This is a genomic window from Streptosporangium sp. NPDC006013, from assembly GCF_040614275.1.
Taxonomy (GTDB): domain Bacteria; phylum Actinomycetota; class Actinomycetes; order Streptosporangiales; family Streptosporangiaceae; genus Streptosporangium.
The window spans coordinates 1-3,313 of the sequence record NZ_JBEXUE010000742.1 but is presented as its reverse complement, the minus strand read 5'-3'; the positions used below and the strand labels follow the sequence as shown (position 1 = coordinate 3,313).

General features: G+C 72.6%; 2 protein-coding genes. Both read right to left on the bottom strand.

The annotated features are described in order from the left end of the window. Positions 1-50: hypothetical protein (locus ABZ260_RS48860; RefSeq protein WP_355632190.1), on the bottom strand; the 50-nt coding region annotated here is incomplete at its 3' end. A gap of 23 nt (positions 51-73) precedes the next feature. Further along, a complete protein-coding gene (locus ABZ260_RS48855; RefSeq protein ID WP_355632187.1) occupies positions 74-2,605 on the bottom strand; it encodes an AAA family ATPase in 2,532 nt (843 codons plus the stop codon). Between the last annotated feature and the right edge of the window lie 708 nt (positions 2,606-3,313).

Below are 3,313 nucleotides of genomic sequence, written 5' to 3'. Positions count from 1 at the left end.
GACAGCAGCCTGCGCACGTGGGTTTTAACCGTGGAGATGCTGAGCCCCAAGTGCGCGGCGATCTGGGGGTTGGTCAGGCCGCCCGCGCCGCCCCGTACGGCTGGGGCATCGCCGCCTGGGCCGCACGGGACCTGGCGAGGAACTCTGCCGCCGCTTCGTGCCGGCCCTCGGCCTGGGCCGTCATGCCGCGCGCCATGTCGAGCGCCGCCTCGGCCGAGGGTGCGCTCCGATCCTTGATGCTGTCGGCGAAGTCGGACACCAGGGTGGCCGCGTCGCCGAAGCGCCCGGCCGTGAGCAGTGCGGCGACCGCGGACGGCACCAGGTGGGCGCCCCACACCCAGACGCCCTTGCGGCGCAGCCGGGACAGAGCGCGGTCTGCCTCGGAGACGGCGGCGTCCACGGAGCCGCGGGCCAGGTGCAGCTCGATCACCCCGCCGGACGCCGCGGCCAGGACGGGATGGAAGCCGGAGCCGGGGTGGCGCAGGCCTGCGGCGTGGAGGTAACTCGCCGCCTCCTCCCACTCGCCCGCGACCAGCGCGAGCATGCCGAGGACCAGTTGCGCGTCCGCCGCGAGGAGCGGCGCCTCCGGCGTCATCTCCACCACGGCGGCGGCGCGCCGCCGCAGCCCGTCCCAGCGCCCGGTCAGCCAGTCGAGCCGGACCGACGACACCTCCACCAGGTAGCCGGAGTAAAGGGCGCCGGTCTCCTTCGCGAGCCGCCTGCCCTCCTGGGCGAACCGCTCGGCGGCGGCGTAGTGGCCGAGCGGGATCGCCCCGTCGCACAGGTTCGAGTACGCGCGGGCGGCCTGCCTGCGCACCGCCGCCGACGGATCGTTCACAGGGAGCGTCGCCGCCAGGGTGAAGGCGTCGGGCGAGCCGACCAGCATGGCGAAGGCGACTCTGTTGGCCTGCACCGCCGCCGTGACCTCGGGATCGTTGACGACGGCGAGCAGCCGCTCGGCCCGGTCCATCCACTCCATGTGGGTGGTGAGCGGCTCGTCGCCCCACGCGGGCATCGCCAGCAGGGCGAGGCCGCGGGCGGCGGTGGCGGGCCGGTCGTCCAGATCGTTGAGCGCCGCGATGATCTCCTGCCGTCCGGCGGCGATGGCACCCGCCTGGTTGGACATCAGCACGCCGAGGTTGAGCCGCACCTCACCGCGTACCTCCCGGGACAGGAAGTCGTCGGAGAGCAGGCGTCGCAGCAGCCGTACGACCCGCCGGTGGGAGAGCCCGATCGCAGCCACCTGGCTCAGCCGCAGCATGAGCGGGCCCCGGCAGGAGCGCGGCAGGTCGGGGTCGCCGAGCATGCCCTCGAGCACCTCGACCGCGAGCGGGATGTCGCCCAGCGCGGCGGCGTGGTCCGCGGCGGCCGCGCCGTACCGCCGCCAGGCCTCGATGTCGCCCGCGCGGCGGGCGTGGAACGCGAGCTGGACGAGCGGCGGCGGGTCGAGCGCGGCGAGTGCGGCCATCGCCCGCATGTGCGCCCGCCGCCGGTCCGGTCCGGGGATCACGTCGTAGACCGCCTGCTGCGCGAGCACGTGGCGGAAGCCGTACCGGCCGTCCACGTCCTCGTGCAGCACTCCGGCGCGCAACGCCTCGCGGATCCCGGCCGCCACCTGCGACGCGCCGAGGAGCGGGCCCGGGCCCGTGGACTGTCCTGTGACGGCGGCGATCAGCGGCTCGGTTGCGGGCAGCCGAAGCGCGGCGGCGGCGTAGACCGCGTTCAGCCCGGCAGGGGACAGATCGCTGAGCCGCTCCGCCATCGCCTCACGCAGGAGCACTGGCACGGTGATGTGCTCGAGCGCGTCCGGCTCGCCGTCGTCGTCCATGCGGCACCTGTCGGCGCCGGGCAGCGAGCGGACCACCTCCTCGATGACGAACGGGATCCCGGCGGTACGGTCGAGCAGCCTGGCGGCGAAGGCGGAGGTCACGTCCGCCCGGCCGAGCAGCGCGCCCGCCAGGCTCCGCACGCTCTCCGCGTCCAGCGGCGTGAGCGAGATGACCTCGCTCGTCGTCCCCGGCAAACGCCGATAGGCACGGCCGAGCGGCAACCCCGGCACCGGCAGGTCGGACCGCCGATAGGTCGTCACCAGCGCGAGGCCGTCCGGCGGCTGACCGATGAGGAACCGCAGCAGGTCCCGGGTGCCGTCGTCGGCCCAGTGCAGGTCCTCGATCACCAGGACGGCCGGGGAGACTGCCTCGAGTAGCGCGTGGACCGCGCGGAACAAGCGGTGCCGTTCCACCCGCGGATCATCGAGCGGCGCGGGCGAGGGCGGCAGCCCCCGGGCGAGTTCGGGAAGGTGGCCGCGCAGCGCCCCGACGACCGGGTTGAGGCGGTTCGATTCCGGGAGGGCGTCGGCGGCGTTCCGGAGGGCGTCGAACACCGAGCCGTAGGGGAACGCCTCGCGGATCTGGTGGCAGTGGCCGAGCAGGACGATCCGCTCACCGCCGCCGAGCCGGTCGACCGCCGCCTTGACCAGCCGCGTCTTGCCGATGCCCGCTTCGCCCTCCACCAGCGCAACGGCGGGCGGGCGGGTGATCGCCCTCAGGAGGGTTCGCAGTTCGGTGTCACGTCCGACAAGTACGGGAGAGACCACAAGCGTCATCGACGGCTCCGAACGGTGCGAAGAACGGGCCCCCGTCCCTGACACACTCCATCATCGGTCGCGTGGGGGTCAACCTTCTCAGGTAACGTCCCGGCGTCTTTCAGTGACGGCCAGAATGGCCGGCCCGTGAACAGTGGGGCGTCACATATGACCTGATCGCGTTCCTGCAGGCACGTATCAACGAGTCGCGGCAGGTCGCCGGCCGGGCAGGGCGTCAGGGAACCAAAGCGACCACTGTGATCTCGACAGGCTGTGCGGGTGCCGACTGCGCGGATGAAATATTCGGCACCCTGAAAGGCGCCCTTGAACGCCTTCCAGATCGCCTTCAAGGGACGCCTCACCCCGCCAACCACTGACCACTTCAACAAGCAAGATCAGCCGTTGAGTTGACACTCCCTCGCTGCTGCGCAACACAGCCCGCCGGCCCCGTCTGCCGAGGCCGGCGGCCCTGAAACCCGGATTACCGTTTGAGTGAGTGCGAGGCCCCGGCCGACCTCATCCCCCTTTCGCGTCCGCAGGCAGCGCGAGGCGGAGGCTGAGATCGAGCAGGCACTTTTTGATCCGCTCCAGCTCGGCGTCGGTGGGGGCGGGCAGCGGCGCGGACGGCCGCTGAGGCGCCGCATGAACTCAACGCCGATCCGGTGGTTCCGGCACGGTGAGCTCCGACGCCACGAGAGCGGGAGATGTTTCGGTGCGAGGGGGAGAGCA

Bases quoted from the DNA above. Each gene is read 5' to 3' on its own strand.
- ABZ260_RS48855 (WP_355632187.1), bottom strand. From the start codon at position 2,605: ATGACGCTTGTGGTCTCTCCCGTACTTGTCGGACGTGACACCGAACTG.